12 protein-coding genes are annotated in these 13,764 nt (G+C 57.6%); 3 read left to right on the top strand and 9 right to left on the bottom strand.

Annotated features, from left to right (window positions below):
* Positions 1-5: 5 nt before the first annotated feature.
* Genes KB890_RS11120 through KB890_RS11100 form a run of 5 tightly spaced genes read right to left on the bottom strand, consistent with a single transcriptional unit; the run spans position 6 to position 4,376 of the window.
* Entirely contained in the window at positions 6-245 is a 240-nt protein-coding gene (locus KB890_RS11120; protein WP_002887416.1) for a DUF2164 domain-containing protein, read from the bottom strand.
* A gap of 25 nt (positions 246-270) precedes the next feature.
* Positions 271-1,512, bottom strand: coding sequence for a multidrug efflux MFS transporter MdtM (gene mdtM, locus KB890_RS11115; protein WP_020325219.1), 1,242 nt, complete (start codon positions 1,510-1,512; stop codon positions 271-273).
* 53 nt (positions 1,513-1,565) lie between these two features.
* Positions 1,566-2,858, bottom strand: a complete 1,293-nt coding sequence (locus KB890_RS11110) for a DUF445 domain-containing protein (RefSeq protein ID WP_020325223.1) — start codon at positions 2,856-2,858, stop codon at positions 1,566-1,568.
* Positions 2,851-3,513 carry a LysE family translocator gene (locus tag KB890_RS11105; protein ID WP_020325212.1) on the bottom strand — a complete coding sequence of 221 codons (663 nt, stop codon included), beginning with the start codon at positions 3,511-3,513 and terminating at the stop codon, positions 2,851-2,853. Before KB890_RS11105 ends, KB890_RS11110 begins: the two co-directional genes overlap by 8 nt.
* A gap of 47 nt (positions 3,514-3,560) precedes the next feature.
* Positions 3,561-4,376, bottom strand: a complete 816-nt coding sequence (locus KB890_RS11100) for a helix-turn-helix domain-containing protein (protein ID WP_020325222.1) — start codon at positions 4,374-4,376, stop codon at positions 3,561-3,563.
* Positions 4,377-4,591: 215 nt separating this feature from the next.
* Between KB890_RS11100 and KB890_RS11095 the strand changes: the two genes are divergently transcribed.
* Both KB890_RS11095 and KB890_RS11090 read left to right on the top strand, forming a co-directional pair.
* Positions 4,592-5,518, top strand: coding sequence for an Rpn family recombination-promoting nuclease/putative transposase (locus tag KB890_RS11095; protein ID WP_002887421.1), 927 nt, complete (start codon positions 4,592-4,594; stop codon positions 5,516-5,518).
* Positions 5,519-5,676: 158 nt separating this feature from the next.
* Positions 5,677-7,047, top strand: coding sequence for an NAD-dependent succinate-semialdehyde dehydrogenase (locus KB890_RS11090; protein ID WP_004146105.1), 1,371 nt, complete (start codon positions 5,677-5,679; stop codon positions 7,045-7,047).
* 97 nt (positions 7,048-7,144) lie between these two features.
* Here the strand turns inward: KB890_RS11090 and KB890_RS11085 are convergent, their stop codons facing one another.
* The 4 genes from KB890_RS11085 to KB890_RS11070 all read right to left on the bottom strand — a co-directional run bounded on the left by KB890_RS11085 (position 7,145) and on the right by KB890_RS11070 (position 11,513).
* A complete protein-coding gene (locus KB890_RS11085) occupies positions 7,145-7,690 on the bottom strand; it encodes a YfaZ family outer membrane protein (RefSeq protein WP_004177540.1) in 546 nt (181 codons plus the stop codon).
* 391 nt (positions 7,691-8,081) lie between these two features.
* Positions 8,082-9,038 carry a GTPase gene (gene yjiA, locus KB890_RS11080; protein ID WP_002887442.1) on the bottom strand — a complete coding sequence of 319 codons (957 nt, stop codon included), beginning with the start codon at positions 9,036-9,038 and terminating at the stop codon, positions 8,082-8,084.
* 11 nt (positions 9,039-9,049) lie between these two features.
* Entirely contained in the window at positions 9,050-9,253 is a 204-nt protein-coding gene (locus KB890_RS11075) for a YbdD/YjiX family protein (protein ID WP_002887451.1), read from the bottom strand.
* 109 nt (positions 9,254-9,362) lie between these two features.
* On the bottom strand, positions 9,363-11,513 hold the full coding sequence (locus KB890_RS11070; protein WP_002887454.1) for a carbon starvation protein: 2,151 nt from the start codon (positions 11,511-11,513) through the stop codon (positions 9,363-9,365).
* 539 nt (positions 11,514-12,052) lie between these two features.
* Here KB890_RS11070 and KB890_RS11065 point away from each other — a divergent pair.
* Positions 12,053-13,735: a ShlB/FhaC/HecB family hemolysin secretion/activation protein gene (locus KB890_RS11065; RefSeq protein WP_020806109.1), complete on the top strand. Its 1,683-nt coding sequence runs from the start codon at positions 12,053-12,055 to the stop codon at positions 13,733-13,735.
* Positions 13,736-13,764: the final 29 nt, after the last annotated feature.

Raw genomic sequence — 13,764 nt, 5'->3', positions numbered from 1 at the left:
CGGTGTTAATAGACCTTTTTCAAATCCATCTCTTCCTGGATACGCTCGCTCCATGCCTGATGGGTGCGGATGGCCTCTTCGATACCGGCGTTGTAAAACAGCGGCCCCAGCTCTTTGGCGATAAAGTCGACGAAAAATTCGGCGTCAAACTGCTCCAGTTCGAGGTCGAAGGTCTCTGCGCAGTACTTGCTGAGCCTGTCGCGCAGCAGGTCGCGCTGCGCCTGGCTGAGTTCAATGTCATTCATGATGGGGCTTTCTCCGTAAAAGGGCTCACGACTGCCGGGCTTCGATCACCGCTTGTCCGCGCTGGTGGCGTAACAGTCCGGCCAGGCAGCAGGCGGCGACAATCCCGGCGGCCACCGCCAACAGGTGGAAGGGGAGTCTGCCGCCATGGAACCACAGCCAGCGCGCGCCTTCAATTGATAACGCGCTGACGCTGAGGATCACGATATTCAGCGAGGCGGAGACCGTGCCTTTCGGCAGGTCGTTGGAAAAGAGGGTAAAGCGAAACAGCGTCGGGAAAATCAGCCCGATGCTGAAGGCGTAGAAGCAGGTGCCGAGCACCGACCACAGCCAAACGTGGTGCCATACCAGATTGCCAACGATCAGGATGGCCAGGCCGAGCATCTGTACCGGCACCGCGCTGAGGACAAAGCGCGGGCGGGTAGGGTCTTTTACCCAGCGCGCCACCGACAGGTTGGCGATGATAACGGCGCTGAAGACCGGCACCTGGCTCCAGGCGAACTCGCTGGTGGTCAGTCCGCCGGCGTCCATTAAAATTACCGGCGATACCGCCACCCAGCTCATCAGCGGAATATAGCTCAGCGACAGCGTGGCGGCGCCGAGTAAAAAGATGCGGTTGCGAAAGACGTTGCGAAAATCGCGCAGCACGCCCAGGGGGCTGAACGGCACATCGCCGCGGCGCACCGTCTCCGGCATGGTCAACAGTAGGCCGAGCCAGGCTACCAGCCCCATGGCGGCGATAATGCCGAACAGGGCTTTCCAGTGGATGAAATGCATCAGCGCCGCGCCGGAGAGCGGGCCGACGATCGGCGCCACCAGCACGACGGAGGTGATCACTGCCATCAGCCTGATCGACCTTTTTTCCTCAAAGGCCTCCTGTACGGTGACGTAGCCGACGGTGGCGATAAAGCAGATGCTGGTGCCCTGCACGAAGCGAGCAATCAGGAACTGCGTCATGGAGGTGGTGAACAGGGTCGCCAGGCATGCGAGGGTGAAAATCAGCGCGCCGGTGAGCAGCACCGGACGCCGTCCTATCCGGTCAGAGAGCGGCCCCAGCAGCCACTGTAGCGCCATGCCGCCGGCCATATACAGGCTCACCGAGGCCGGAGCCAGCGCCACATCAGCATTGAAATCCCGCACCACGTGCAGGATCCCCGGCTGGATCAGATCGGTAGTGAGATAAGCGGAAAAATCATACAGAATTAACGCCGCGGGGAAGAACAGCGCGGCGGCGTGTCGGCTCAGCCAGTGGGAAATCCTGTGCATCATCTCGCCCTCCCTGTGGAATATTTATCAGCGCTATTGTTCGGATAGTATCATTGCTAACCAATATGCAGATGCAGCAGCGAGGGGATCTGCGAGAGCAGCCACAACAACAGGCCGATGGTTCCCCCCACCAGGGTACCGTTGATGCGGATGAACTGCAGATCTTTACCGATATTGAGCTCGATCTGCCGCGACATATCGCGGGCGTCCCAGCTCTTCACTGTGTCGCTGATATGGCGGGTGAGGAAGGCGGCGAACTCCGGCGCCACCCGGTGCGCCGCCTGCTCCAGGTGTTCGTTAAGCGATTCGCGCAGCGCGTCGTCGCGGAGTAAGGTTTCACCGAACCACTGCCCCGCCTCGGCGATGCGCTGCTTAATACGTGAGTCGTCGCTGCTGATATCGTTTTTTACCCAGCCGCGCAGGTCGCCCCATACTTCGCCAAGATAGTGGTTAAAGGTCTCATTATTTTTTAGCCAGGCTTTGATGTTATCGGCCTTCTGCGCCATATCCGGGTCGGATTTCAGGTTATCGATAAGCTTTTGCACGGCGCGGTCAAAAGTCTGACGGATCTGATGCGTACGGTCGTGAGTCACCTCGTCCAGCAGGGTATTCACCGCGTCGGTGACCATCTCAGCGCTGTGCTCGCCGAGCCACTCGGTGGGTAGGAGTTTGGCCTTCAGCGGGTGTTCGGTCTCCAGCCAGTGTACGATGCCGCGGGCGATAAAGGCGCGGGAGCTGTCGCGCTGCAGCAGGGCGATCAGTTGGTTTATCAGCGAATCGAGCAGCTTTTGATGGCGATTGTCGCGGGTCAGTCCCTCCAGCATCATGGCGCTGGTCTGCGTCAGGTCGACCTTATCGATAGCCTTATGCACCGCGCGTCGCAGCAGACGTTGAATGCGCGCGTCATCGGTCAGTTCGAGAAAACCGCTCATCACCTGCAGCAGGTGCTGGCCGACCCGTCGGGCGTTCTCCGGCTGGCTGAACCAGTTGCCGAGCATCAGGGCTGGCTGATAGCGGCGGATCAGCGCGACCAGCGACGGGGTATCAAGGAACTTTTCCTCGACAAAGCGGCCGAGGTTGTCGGCGATGCGGTCTTTATTGCGCGGAATAATCGCCGTATGGCGGGCGACAAAGGGCAGCGGAATACGGCGAAACAGAGCCACGACCGCAAACCAGTCGGCCAGCGCCCCGACCATCGCCGCTTCGGAAATAGCTTTTAGCGCACCGACCCAGGGCGATGGTGGTAGCGCGAGGGTAGTGATAAAAATGGCGGCTGCAATCAGCAGCAGCGACAGCGCCAGCAGTTTGGCGCGTTTCAGTTCAGCGAGTTTTTCCATATGCTTAAGCATATAGCCTGACGGCGAGGTCGTGCAAAAATCGCCAGATAATCCCCAGGCCGAAGAGCATCAGGATCGCCCCCGCCGCCCGCTCGACTCGCCAGACGATGGCGCCCAGGCGGCGCTGTATCTGCGGCAGCGCAATCGCGCTCACCAGCAGTAAATCCCAGAAGAACACCACGCTGACCATCCACAGCCCGCTCACCGTTTGCTGAAGCAGGGTCACAGCCGGCCCGAGCAGGGAAGTCATCAGCGCCAGATAAAACAGGGCGTTTTTGGGGTTGAGCAGCGATGACCCCAGCCCCAGCAGCAGCTGCCTGCCGAACCCCGGACGCGCTGCGCGAACGCTCTCCATCGCCAGCGTCGCGGGACGGCTGCGTATCAGCAGGCTGCCAATCCACAATAAATAGCCCGCCCCCAGCAGCTCGATGAGCAAAAAAAGCAGCGGCGCCTGGCGCAGAAGCCCCCAGCCGACGATGGCGAGCACAATATACAGCGCATTGCCTGCGGCGATGCCGAGACACAATCCGATGCTGACGCGGATCCGGTAGCGCACGGCGTAGCCGACCAGCAGAAAAAAATCAGGGCCCGGACTGAGCAGAGCGACAAAGTGGGACAGGGCTAACGCCGGGAAGGCGGCGGGAAAGAGCGTCGATAAGGTATGCATAGTGGCCTCGATAATGGTGCAGAGGCCACCCTACGCCAGGTGGCGTATTACTTATTGTCAGATATTGATCTGCTTTGCGCATACTGCCGCGGCGTGGCGGCGGTATAGCTGACAAAGGTTTTATGGAAATGGCTCTGATCGGCAAAGCCAGCCTGATAGCCGACGTCGGCGATAGGATCCCCGGCGCGTAAGCGCGTTTTCGCATATTCGATGCGCGCCATGTTGATCAAACTGGCAGGCGTCAGGCCGGTATCTTGTTTCACGGCGCGGATAACGGTCTCTTTACGAAGCGCGCTCTCGTGGGCCAGCTTATCCAGCGACGGCGACGCCGGCAGATCCATCGCCAGGCGCTGAAACAGCAGGGCGCTGGCGTGATGTGGCGCCTGCGGCGCGGCGGCGCACAGCGGCAGCGCGTGCAGGAGTTGCGCAAGCCGGGCGGGCAGTTGTTCAAGGCTCCCGCGGCTCATCAGGGCGACAACCTGCTGGAAACTGGCAAAGAGAGGGCTGTCGCGCAGCAGCGGCTGCGGCGAGGCGATACTGGCGCCAGGGGGAATATCCGGGCGCTGCGCGCGGCACCATGTCACGTCCAGGTAAAGCATGTGATAGCTGCGCGGCCTGCCATGCAGCGGATTACAGCTATGCGGCGCGTGCGGCGGGATCACGATCAGATCCCCGGGCTGTAGCAGGTACTCCTGGCCAGCGCACAGGCAGCGCGTTTCCCCCTCGATAATCGCCCCCACCGAGAGCTGGGGGTGGCTGTGGCGCTTATAGGCCCGGCGGCTGCGCCGGGTGCTGCGCAGCTCCAGCCACGGCAGACGATCGTCTCGCCAGAAGGTTTGGGGGATATCTCGGGTATGGTTCACTGCTTTGGCCTTTGCTGCGGGGATAAGCCGTTTATAGCATGCTGCGCCGAGGCTGTCGCCCGCCTGGATTTGCGTACCGCGTCGAAAAAGGATGTCACGCTTGCAGTCCGGGGAAATATGTTTTCGTAGCGGAATGTAAAATCCCGGTTTCCGGGGTGCCAGAGACATTCATGGGATGTAGAGTCCCTGCAGGATAAGCAGGCAGGGATGAGCCGATGGCAAAGGGCACCACCTCGACGCCGCATGATGCGGTGTTTAAACAGTTCCTCACTCAGGCCGACACCGCGCGCGATTTTCTGGCGATCCATCTACCGCCTGCGCTGCGTCAGCGCTGCGACCTCGATACCTTACAGCTGGAATCGGCAAGCTTTATCGAGGAGAGCCTGCGGGCCTGGTACTCCGATGTGCTGTGGTCACTCAAAACCGCGTCTGGCGAGGGCTACATTTATGTGGTTATCGAACATCAGAGCTCGCCGGATGCGCAGATGGCCTTCCGCCTGATGCGCTACGCCATCGCCGCGATGCAGCGCCATCTTGATGGCGGTCATACAAAACTGCCGCTGGTGGTGCCGATGCTCTTCTATCACGGAGCGACCACGCCATACCCGTGGTCACTCAACTGGCTGGACTGTTTTGCCGATCCACAGCTGGCGAGTGAGCTTTATATCTCGCCCTTTCCGCTGGTGGATGTCACGGTGATCCCCGACGATGAGATCGTTCGCCACCGGCGCGTGGCATTACTCGAGCTGATACAGAAGCATATTCGCCAGCGCGATTTAATGGGCATTGTTGAGCAACTGACGACGATTTTACTTAGCGGGGACGCTAATGACAGACAGCTAAAAACGCTGTTTAATTATCTGCTGCAGACTGGCAACGCGCGCCGCTTTGGCCGGTTTATCCACGAAGTGGCGCAACGGGTTCCTCAGCACAGGGAGAGATTGATGACTATTGCTGAAAGATTACAGGAAGTGGGCCGCAGAAAAGGCAAACGGGAAGGCCGGCTTGAAGGCAGACAAGAAGGACAGCATGCCGAGGCGCTGCGCATTGCCCAGAGGATGCTGGCCGACGGCATTGCCCGCGAGACGGTGGTGAAAATCACCGGCCTGACCGCCGACGAGATCGCCGCGCTGGCGCATTGATAACGCCGGGGCGGCCTGACGGTCGCCCCGGTTAGCCTCGTTATGGAATATTCCGGATATACCTAACTTTACCCGCATCGCCAGCCATCTCGACTACCCTTAATATCCTTAACGGCATTTTTGACTGCCTTAGTAGCGATAACAAGGAGACATGCGATATGGCCTATCAGACGGTGAATCCTGCGAACAATCAGCTTATTAAAACGTACCCGGCGCACAGCGATGCGGACGTGGAGGCGGCGCTGCAGCAGGCGGATGCGCTCTACCATTCTGCCTGGGCAAAAGGCGATATTGAACCGCGCCTGGCGGTACTGCATAAGCTGGCTGATCTGATTGATAGCCGGGCGGAGGAGCTGGCAAAAATCGCTAGCCAGGAGATGGGGAAACTCATTAAGCAGAGCCGCGGCGAAGTGAAACTTTGCGCGCAGATCGCCCGCTATTACGCCGATAACGCCAAATCGTTCCTGGCGCCGGTGAAGTATCCCTCCGAACTGGGTGAAGCCTGGGTTGAGCACCATCCCATTGGCGTCTTACTGGCGGTGGAGCCGTGGAACTTTCCCTATTACCAGCTGATGCGCGTCCTGGCGCCAAACCTGGCAGCCGGTAACCCGGTTATCGCCAAACACGCCAGCATTGTGCCGCACTGCGCGGAGACCTTTGCCCATCTGGTGCGTGAGGCCGGCGCTCCGGAGGGGGCGTGGACCAACCTGTTTATCTCCCAGGATCAGGTGGCGAAGATTATCGCCGACGATCGCGTGCAGGGCGCGGCGCTAACGGGGTCGGAGAAAGCCGGCAGCGTGGTGGCGGCGCAGGCGGCGAAGCATATTAAGAAATCAACGCTGGAACTGGGCGGCAATGATGTGTTTGTCGTGCTGGACGATGCCGACCTGGAGCGCGCGGTGAAAATCGGCGTCCAGGCGCGGCTGAACAACGCCGGCCAGGTGTGTACCGCTGCCAAGCGCTTTATCCTGCACGAAAATATCGCGGATGCGTTCCTGACAAAATTTAGCGAGGCGTTTCGCCAGGTGAAAATCGGCGATCCGCTGGATGAAAGCACCACGCTGGGGCCGCTCTCTTCCAAAGATGCGCTGGATACCCTAAGCAAACAGGTGGACGAGGCGGTGAAAAATGGCGCTAAGCTGCATCTGGGCGGCAAAGCGGTGGCTCGAGAAGGCAATTTCTTTGAACCCACCATTTTGACCGGTATCACCCGTGATAATCCGGCGTACTTCGAAGAGTTCTTTGGCCCGGTGGCGCAGATCTACGTGGTGAAAAACGATGAGGAGGCAATCCAGCTGGCCAATGATTCCCACTATGGTCTGGGCGGCGCGGTGTTCAGTCAGGATATCGAACGCGCCAAACGGATGGCCTCCGCCATTGAAACCGGAATGGTTTATATCAACTGGCTCACCGATACCGCGCCGGAGCTGCCGTTTGGCGGCGTGAAGCGTTCCGGTTACGGACGGGAGCTCTCCGATCTCGGCATCAAAGAGTTTGTGAACCAGAAGCTGGTGGTGGTGCGCCGCTAAGCCTATGACCCGGCCATAAAAAAACCTGCCATTCGGCAGGTTTTTTTATGGCTAATGCTCAGCGCACCTTAACTTTATCGCGGGGCGTTGACCATAATCAGAAGGTGACCCCGCCGCCCACATAGGCGCCATCAATCAGGGTGTGGTTCGGGCGACCCTCTTTACCGTCAACGCTCACATGGCGGTAACCCACTTTCAACGTCACTGGACCAATCGGAGACCAGCTCACGCCGCCGTTCGCTTCAACATAGTTTTTCACGCTGTTGTTCAGACCATCCGGCGCGACATACCCTTCGCCAAACACGTGGATGCTGTCGGTCAGGGCCACGTTCACTCCGCCGCCGACCGGAAACGCGACGCCGTTATCGCCTTTTTTCGGCCCGAGGTAGATGGCTTTCGCGCCGGCGTTGAGCATCACCGGGCCCACTTCCAGGTTGTAACCCGCGCCCACGCCGCCGGTCTGGCTACCATCATCGGTATTCTTCAGCCAGTGGCTTTCGGCGTACAGGCCAGAAGAGGATTTACCCATTTCCATATTCAGATTAGTGAAGTTTTTACCCTGTTCAACGGTAAACCCCACCGCCATGGCGGAACCAGAGACCGCGGTCAGGGCTGCAAGAATAAGGATGTTAAGCTTTCTCATGGTTTACTCCTCGTCAATAAAGTTGTCTGAGGGCACCTTAACAAGCGATGTTTACCTCTGCAAATGTGACTTGCGTCGATTTTTTATGCTGGTTTTGTCAGGAAGGTGTTTTGAAAATGTTGTAATGACGTTGGGTTACGGCGAGGTCAATCATCAAATTTAGCCTGTTTAGCCGTGGTTTAATTGGTGGGCTAAACAGAAACTGAACAGAGCAGTCATTAATTATTAAGGGGCCTATTCATTCAGTTTCTTATAATTTCCAAAAATGTTTCTACTGTTACTTATTAAAACGTTGCTTTACATTTTTCGACGCGCTGCCGACGTTTGGTCCCTGTTTTTGACGAGGTCTCAGAGAGAAGGGGGCCTGCGCCTTAGGGCGCAGGCGGGCAGGTTAGCGTCGTAACCCGGCAAACGCCGCGCGAATTTCCTCTTCCGGCAACTGAATGCCGATAAACACCAGCGTGCTGTGCGGCGTTTCATCGCCCCACGGGCGATCCCAGTCGGCGCTGTAGAGGCGCTGCACGCCCTGGAACAGCAGGCGATTTGGCTCGCCGTCGATCCACAGCATGCCTTTATAACGCATCAATTGCTCGGCGAAGGAGAGCAGCAGATTTTCCATTACCCGTGAAACTTCACTGATATCCACCGGATAGTCGAGCTCGACCACAATCGACGAGACGTCATTCTGTTTTTCTGCCACAAAATGAAAGCGCGGTGTGGCGCTGACAACCTTCTCTTCCAGCATAAAACCGCTGGTGTTAAACAGCTGGCTTAAATCGATATCGCCGTGAATGACGGTATAAATCGGCGCCCGCGCGTTAATGCGCGCCAGCCGTTCACGCAGCTTTTCGGTGTCGCCGGCGACGTCGGTTTTGGTTAACAGGATCCGGTCCGCGTAGCCGACCTGCGACTGGGCGATGGTGAACTGATCCATCTGCTGGTCGGCATGGACGGCGTCCACCAGGGCGATCACGCCGTCCAGCAGATAGCGCTCGCAGAGCACCTGATGGGAGAAAAAGGTCTGGATAATCGGCCCCGGGTCGGCCATGCCGGTGCATTCAATCACCAGCCGGTCAAACTCGATTTCGCCGCGATCGCGACTGTCGAGGAGATCGAGCAGGGCGTCTTCCAGTTCGTTGGAGCGTGTACAGCAGATACAGCCGTTGGTCAGGGTTTTAATCTGCGTGGCGCGGTCGCCGATGAGCTGATCGTCGACGGAGACTTCGCCGAATTCGTTTTCAATCACGGCGATTTTGAAACCGTGCTGCTCATTGAGGATATGGCGCAGGAGGGTGGTTTTTCCTGCGCCGAGAAAACCGGTGAGTAGGGTGACTGCAATCGGTGCCATTATTGCCTCCATTAACAGCAGCGTACGCCGCCTTTGCCGTCGCCGCCGTAGCGGGCCTGCTGGCGTTCGCGGAAGAATTCTTCATAAGTCATGTACGGCTGATCCGGATGGTTGGTTTGCATATGCGTGACGTAGTTGTCGTAATCCGGAATGCCAATCAGCATTTTTGCCGCCTGACCGAGATATTTTTTTGCCTGACCTAAGTTACCAAACATTATAAGTTCCAGATAACGAATAAAGCCGGATGGCGGCTAGCGCCATATCCGGCCTACGTTAATGCGCTTTTGGTAGGCCGGATACGCGTAGCGCTATCCGGCATCAGGGTTAATGATGTGACGAGGTCTTCACGCCGCCTTCCGGTACCGGCACGTACGGGGTCTCTTTGTCGGTACGCACCTTATTGTTGCGCACGTTGAGCCAGGTTTTGATGCCGTAGAAGATGATGCTGTACACCACCACCAGGAACAGAATACTCAGGCCGGCGTTGGTGTAGTTGTTGACCACGATATGGTTCATGTTGGCGATCTGCTGCGCGGTCAGCTCGCCGCCGGCGGCAATCTTCTCTTTATACTGCTGAGCCATAAAGAAGAAGCCTTCCATCTGCGGGTTGCTGCTGAACAGCTTCAGGCCCAGCGCCCAGGTGGTGCACAGCAGCAGCCATGCCGCCGGGATAACGGTGACCCAGATATATTTGGTGCGCTGCATCTTGACCAGCACCACGGTGCCAAGCACCAGCGCCACGGCGGCCAGCATCTGGTTAGAGATCCCGAACAGCGGCCACAGGCTCTTCACGCCGCCCAGCGGGTCGACCACGCCCTGATACAGCAGGTAGCCCCACAGCCCGACGCAGCCGGCGGTACCGATAATCCCGGCGACCAGCGAGTCGGTTTTTTTCAGGAACGGCACGAAGTTACCCAACAGATCCTGCAGCATAAAGCGGCCTGCGCGGGTACCCGCATCCAGCGCGGTGAGGATAAACAGCGCTTCAAACAGGATACCGAAGTGGTACCAGAAGCCCATATCCGCCATCGGGATGATTTTATGGAATACGTGGGCGATACCGACGGCCAGCGTCGGCGCGCCGCCAGCGCGGTTCAGTACCGAAGGTTCGCCGATATCTTTCGCCGTCTGCAGGATCTGCTCAGGTGAAATCACAAAGCCCCAGGAGCTGACGGTCGCCGCCGCGTGGACGGTGACTTCTTTCAACTGCGCTGCGATCATCGCCGCGTTTTCACCGCCCATTTCATGCAGGTTCGGCATGACGATGCCAAGGCCCGCCGGCGGGGTGTTCATCGCGAAGTAGAGACCCGGTTCGATAATCGAGGCCGCAACCAGCGCCATGACTGCAACAAAGGATTCCATCAGCATCGCGCCGTAGCCAATAAAGCGGGCATCGGTTTCGTTGGCCAGCAGCTTCGGCGTGGTGCCGGAGGCGATCAGCGCGTGGAAGCCGGAGACCGCGCCGCAGGCGATGGTGATAAACAGGAACGGGAACAGCGCGCCTTTCCACAGCGGGCCGGTACCATCAATGTACTGGGTTACTGCCGGCATTTTCAGGTCCGGGTTAAGGATAACGATCCCCAGCGCCAGGCCGACGATCACGCCGATTTTCAGGAAGGTGGCCAGATAATCGCGCGGCGCCAGAATCAGCCATACCGGCAGCAGGGCGGAAATAAACGCGTAGCCAATCAGGGTAAAGGTGATGGTGGTGTCTTTAAAGGTCAGCGCCGGGCCCCAGTACGGGTCGTGGGCAATCACGCCGCCGAACCAGATAGAGGCCACCAGCAGCACGATACCGATAACCGACACTTCACCGACGCGGCCTGGGCGCAGGAAGCGCATGTAGATCCCCATAAACAGGGCGATAGGCACCGTCGAGCAGACGGTAAACACGCCCCACGGGCTTTCCGCCAGCGCTTTCACCACGATGAGCGCCAGAACCGCGAGGATGATGATCATAATCAGGAAGCAGCCGAACAGGGCGATAGAGCCCGGAACCGGCCCCATCTCCTGTTTAATCATCTCACCCAGCGAGGCGCCGTTACGCCGCGAGGAGATAAACAGCACCATGAAGTCCTGTACCGCGCCCGCCAGCACCACGCCGGCCAGCAGCCACAGGGTACCCGGCAGATAACCCATTTGCGCGGCCAGTACCGGGCCGACCAGCGGGCCGGCGCCGGCGATCGCGGCAAAGTGGTGGCCAAACAGCACGTAGCGGTTGGTTGGCACATAGTTCAGGCCATCGTTATTAATGACCGCCGGCGTGGAGCGCGTCGGGTCAAGCTTCATCACCTTCTGCGCGATGTACAGGCTGTAATAACGGTAGGCGACGAGGTACACAGAAACCGATGCGACGACGATCCACAGGGCACTGACGTGCTCACCGCGGCGCAGGGCGACGACTGAGAGGCAAAATGCCCCGATGATTCCGAGAATCACCCAGGGTATGTGCTTGAATAGTTTTTTGGTATCCATAGTAAAACCTGGCGTTAATTAGATGAATAATTGGCCGAAGCCGTCTGGTTTTAAGTAAGGGTTGATGGAGGTATTGATTAGCTAGGCTGCCTCCGATCTTGCCAGAACAGCGCGCGCGTAAAGTTGGGTAAATCGGTGAGTGGTTGTATGGAAGGTTAAGCGGTCGCTAGCTGAAATAAGCGGTTGGCCATCAAGTGAACAAGAGATAATTATGTGATTGAGATCACGGCATATTTCAGCCCAGTGCGATGGGGGAGCGGCAGAACGTAAAAAGAGGTCGCGCTAATGCTCTCAGTGTGAATCGAGATTAATTCATAATCTCATATTCTTATTTCATGATGATTTCATATTGTCTTCGGCAGAACTTAACGGTGATTCATCCATATCATGAAACTGGGGTAATGAACGCGTTTATAATTTTAAGTAATGTTTTTGAAGCGGCTTGAATAATATATGTTGATATTAACATGGGTTTGGTTGTATTAAATGCCACGCTTTGCTTTTTATTACTCGACATGGAACGTTGTGACTTAACTATAATGAATAAATGGAATTTCATTCATAAAGTTTTAATTATCTGTATATTGCCTGCCTGGGCATGGGCTGCGCCTGTGGATACCGTACGTGAGCAGCAGTTCATCAACCAGCAGCAGCGCCAGCAGGCGCTGGAAAACCAGCTCGCGCCGCCGTCACCGGATATTCATTTATCAGCGGAAGAAATAAATACCGATGATGGTTTATTTCCCGTGGAACAACCTTGCTTTGCTATTTCACAGATTATTTTACAGGGCGCCGATGCCTTACCGCATTGGCTTCCGCTCCAGCGTCAGGAAAATAAAGCGATTGGGCGTTGTCTGGGAGGGAAGGGCATTAATCTACTGATGGCCCAGTTGCAGAATATATTAATCGATCGTGGTTATATCACCAGCCGGATCCTTGCCCCGCAGCAGGATTTAAAAAGCGGTGTTTTGCGCCTGGTGGTGATGCCGGGTTATATCCGTGAAGCCAGGCTTACGCAGGACAGCGATGATTATCTGTGGCTGGCGAGCGCGTTTCCGGCGACCGACGGGAAACTACTGGACCTGCGCGATATTGAGCAGGGGCTGGAAAACTTGCAGAGTCTGCCGACGGTACAGGCCAGCATGGAAATTGTTCCTGGCGAAACGCCTGGGCAAAGCGATATTGTCATTAACCGCCAACAGGAACGCTTCTGGCGCGTTGACGCCTCGCTCGATGATTCCGGCTCTAATGCCACCGGCCGCTATCAGGGTAACCTGACGTTGTCCCTGGATAACCCGTTAGCCTTAAGCGATCTTTTTTACCTTTCCGGCTCACATAACCTCGATGGCAACGGCGGTAAATCCTCAAAGAACCTGACCGGTCACTATTCGGTCCCGCTGGGTTACTGGCAGTTCGGATTAACCGCCAGCCAGTACGATTACGTGCAAACCGTGGCGGGGGCCAACGGCGATTACCAGTACAGCGGTAAAAGCAAGAACGTTGATTTCCAGATGAGCCGCGTACTGCACCGTAGCGGTAGTCAGAAGACCACGCTTAGCGCCGATGTGTTAGCCCGCGAGCAGCGCAACTTCATTAACGACACCGAGATTGCCGTTCAGCGGCGGCAAACGGCGGCCTGGAAGCTTGGTCTGCAGCATCGCCATTACCTGGGCAACGCCACTCTCGATGCCGGAGTGAGCTATCAGCGCGGTACCCGCTGGTTTGGCGCTCAGCCCGCGCCGGAAGAGCAATGGGGGGAAGCAACCGCCCTCAGCAAAATCCTGCAATTCAATGCTCAGCTCAATTTGCCTTTTGCCCTGGGCGGGCAAAATTTTCGCTTTACCAGCCGCTATCAGCGGCAGATGAGCAGCACGCCGCTGACTTCGCCGGATATGTTTTCCATCGGCAACCGCTGGACGGTACGCGGCTTCGACGGCGAGCGCACCCTGACCGCCAGTCACGGCTGGTACGTACGTAACGATATCGCCTGGTCGACTCCGTTGCCGGGGCAGGAGTTTTATCTGGGGGCGGATTACGGCGAAGTCGGCGGCGCAGGCAGTGAAACGCTGGTGGGCAAACACCTCGCCGGGGGCGTGGCAGGGCTGCGCGGCCAGTACCACCGCGCCAGCTACGACCTGTTCGCCGGTATCCCTTTAGCCAAACCCGATGGCTTTAAAACCGATCCGGCAACTTTTGGTTTCAGCGTCAGCTGGAGCTACTGACTTTCACTCACGCGCCGTTTGGCGGCGCG

The organism is Klebsiella sp. P1954, from assembly GCF_018199955.1.
Classification (GTDB): domain Bacteria; phylum Pseudomonadota; class Gammaproteobacteria; order Enterobacterales; family Enterobacteriaceae; genus Klebsiella; species Klebsiella pneumoniae.
Note: the sequence above shows the minus strand (reverse complement) of the source record. Positions and strands in the feature narration are given on the sequence as shown.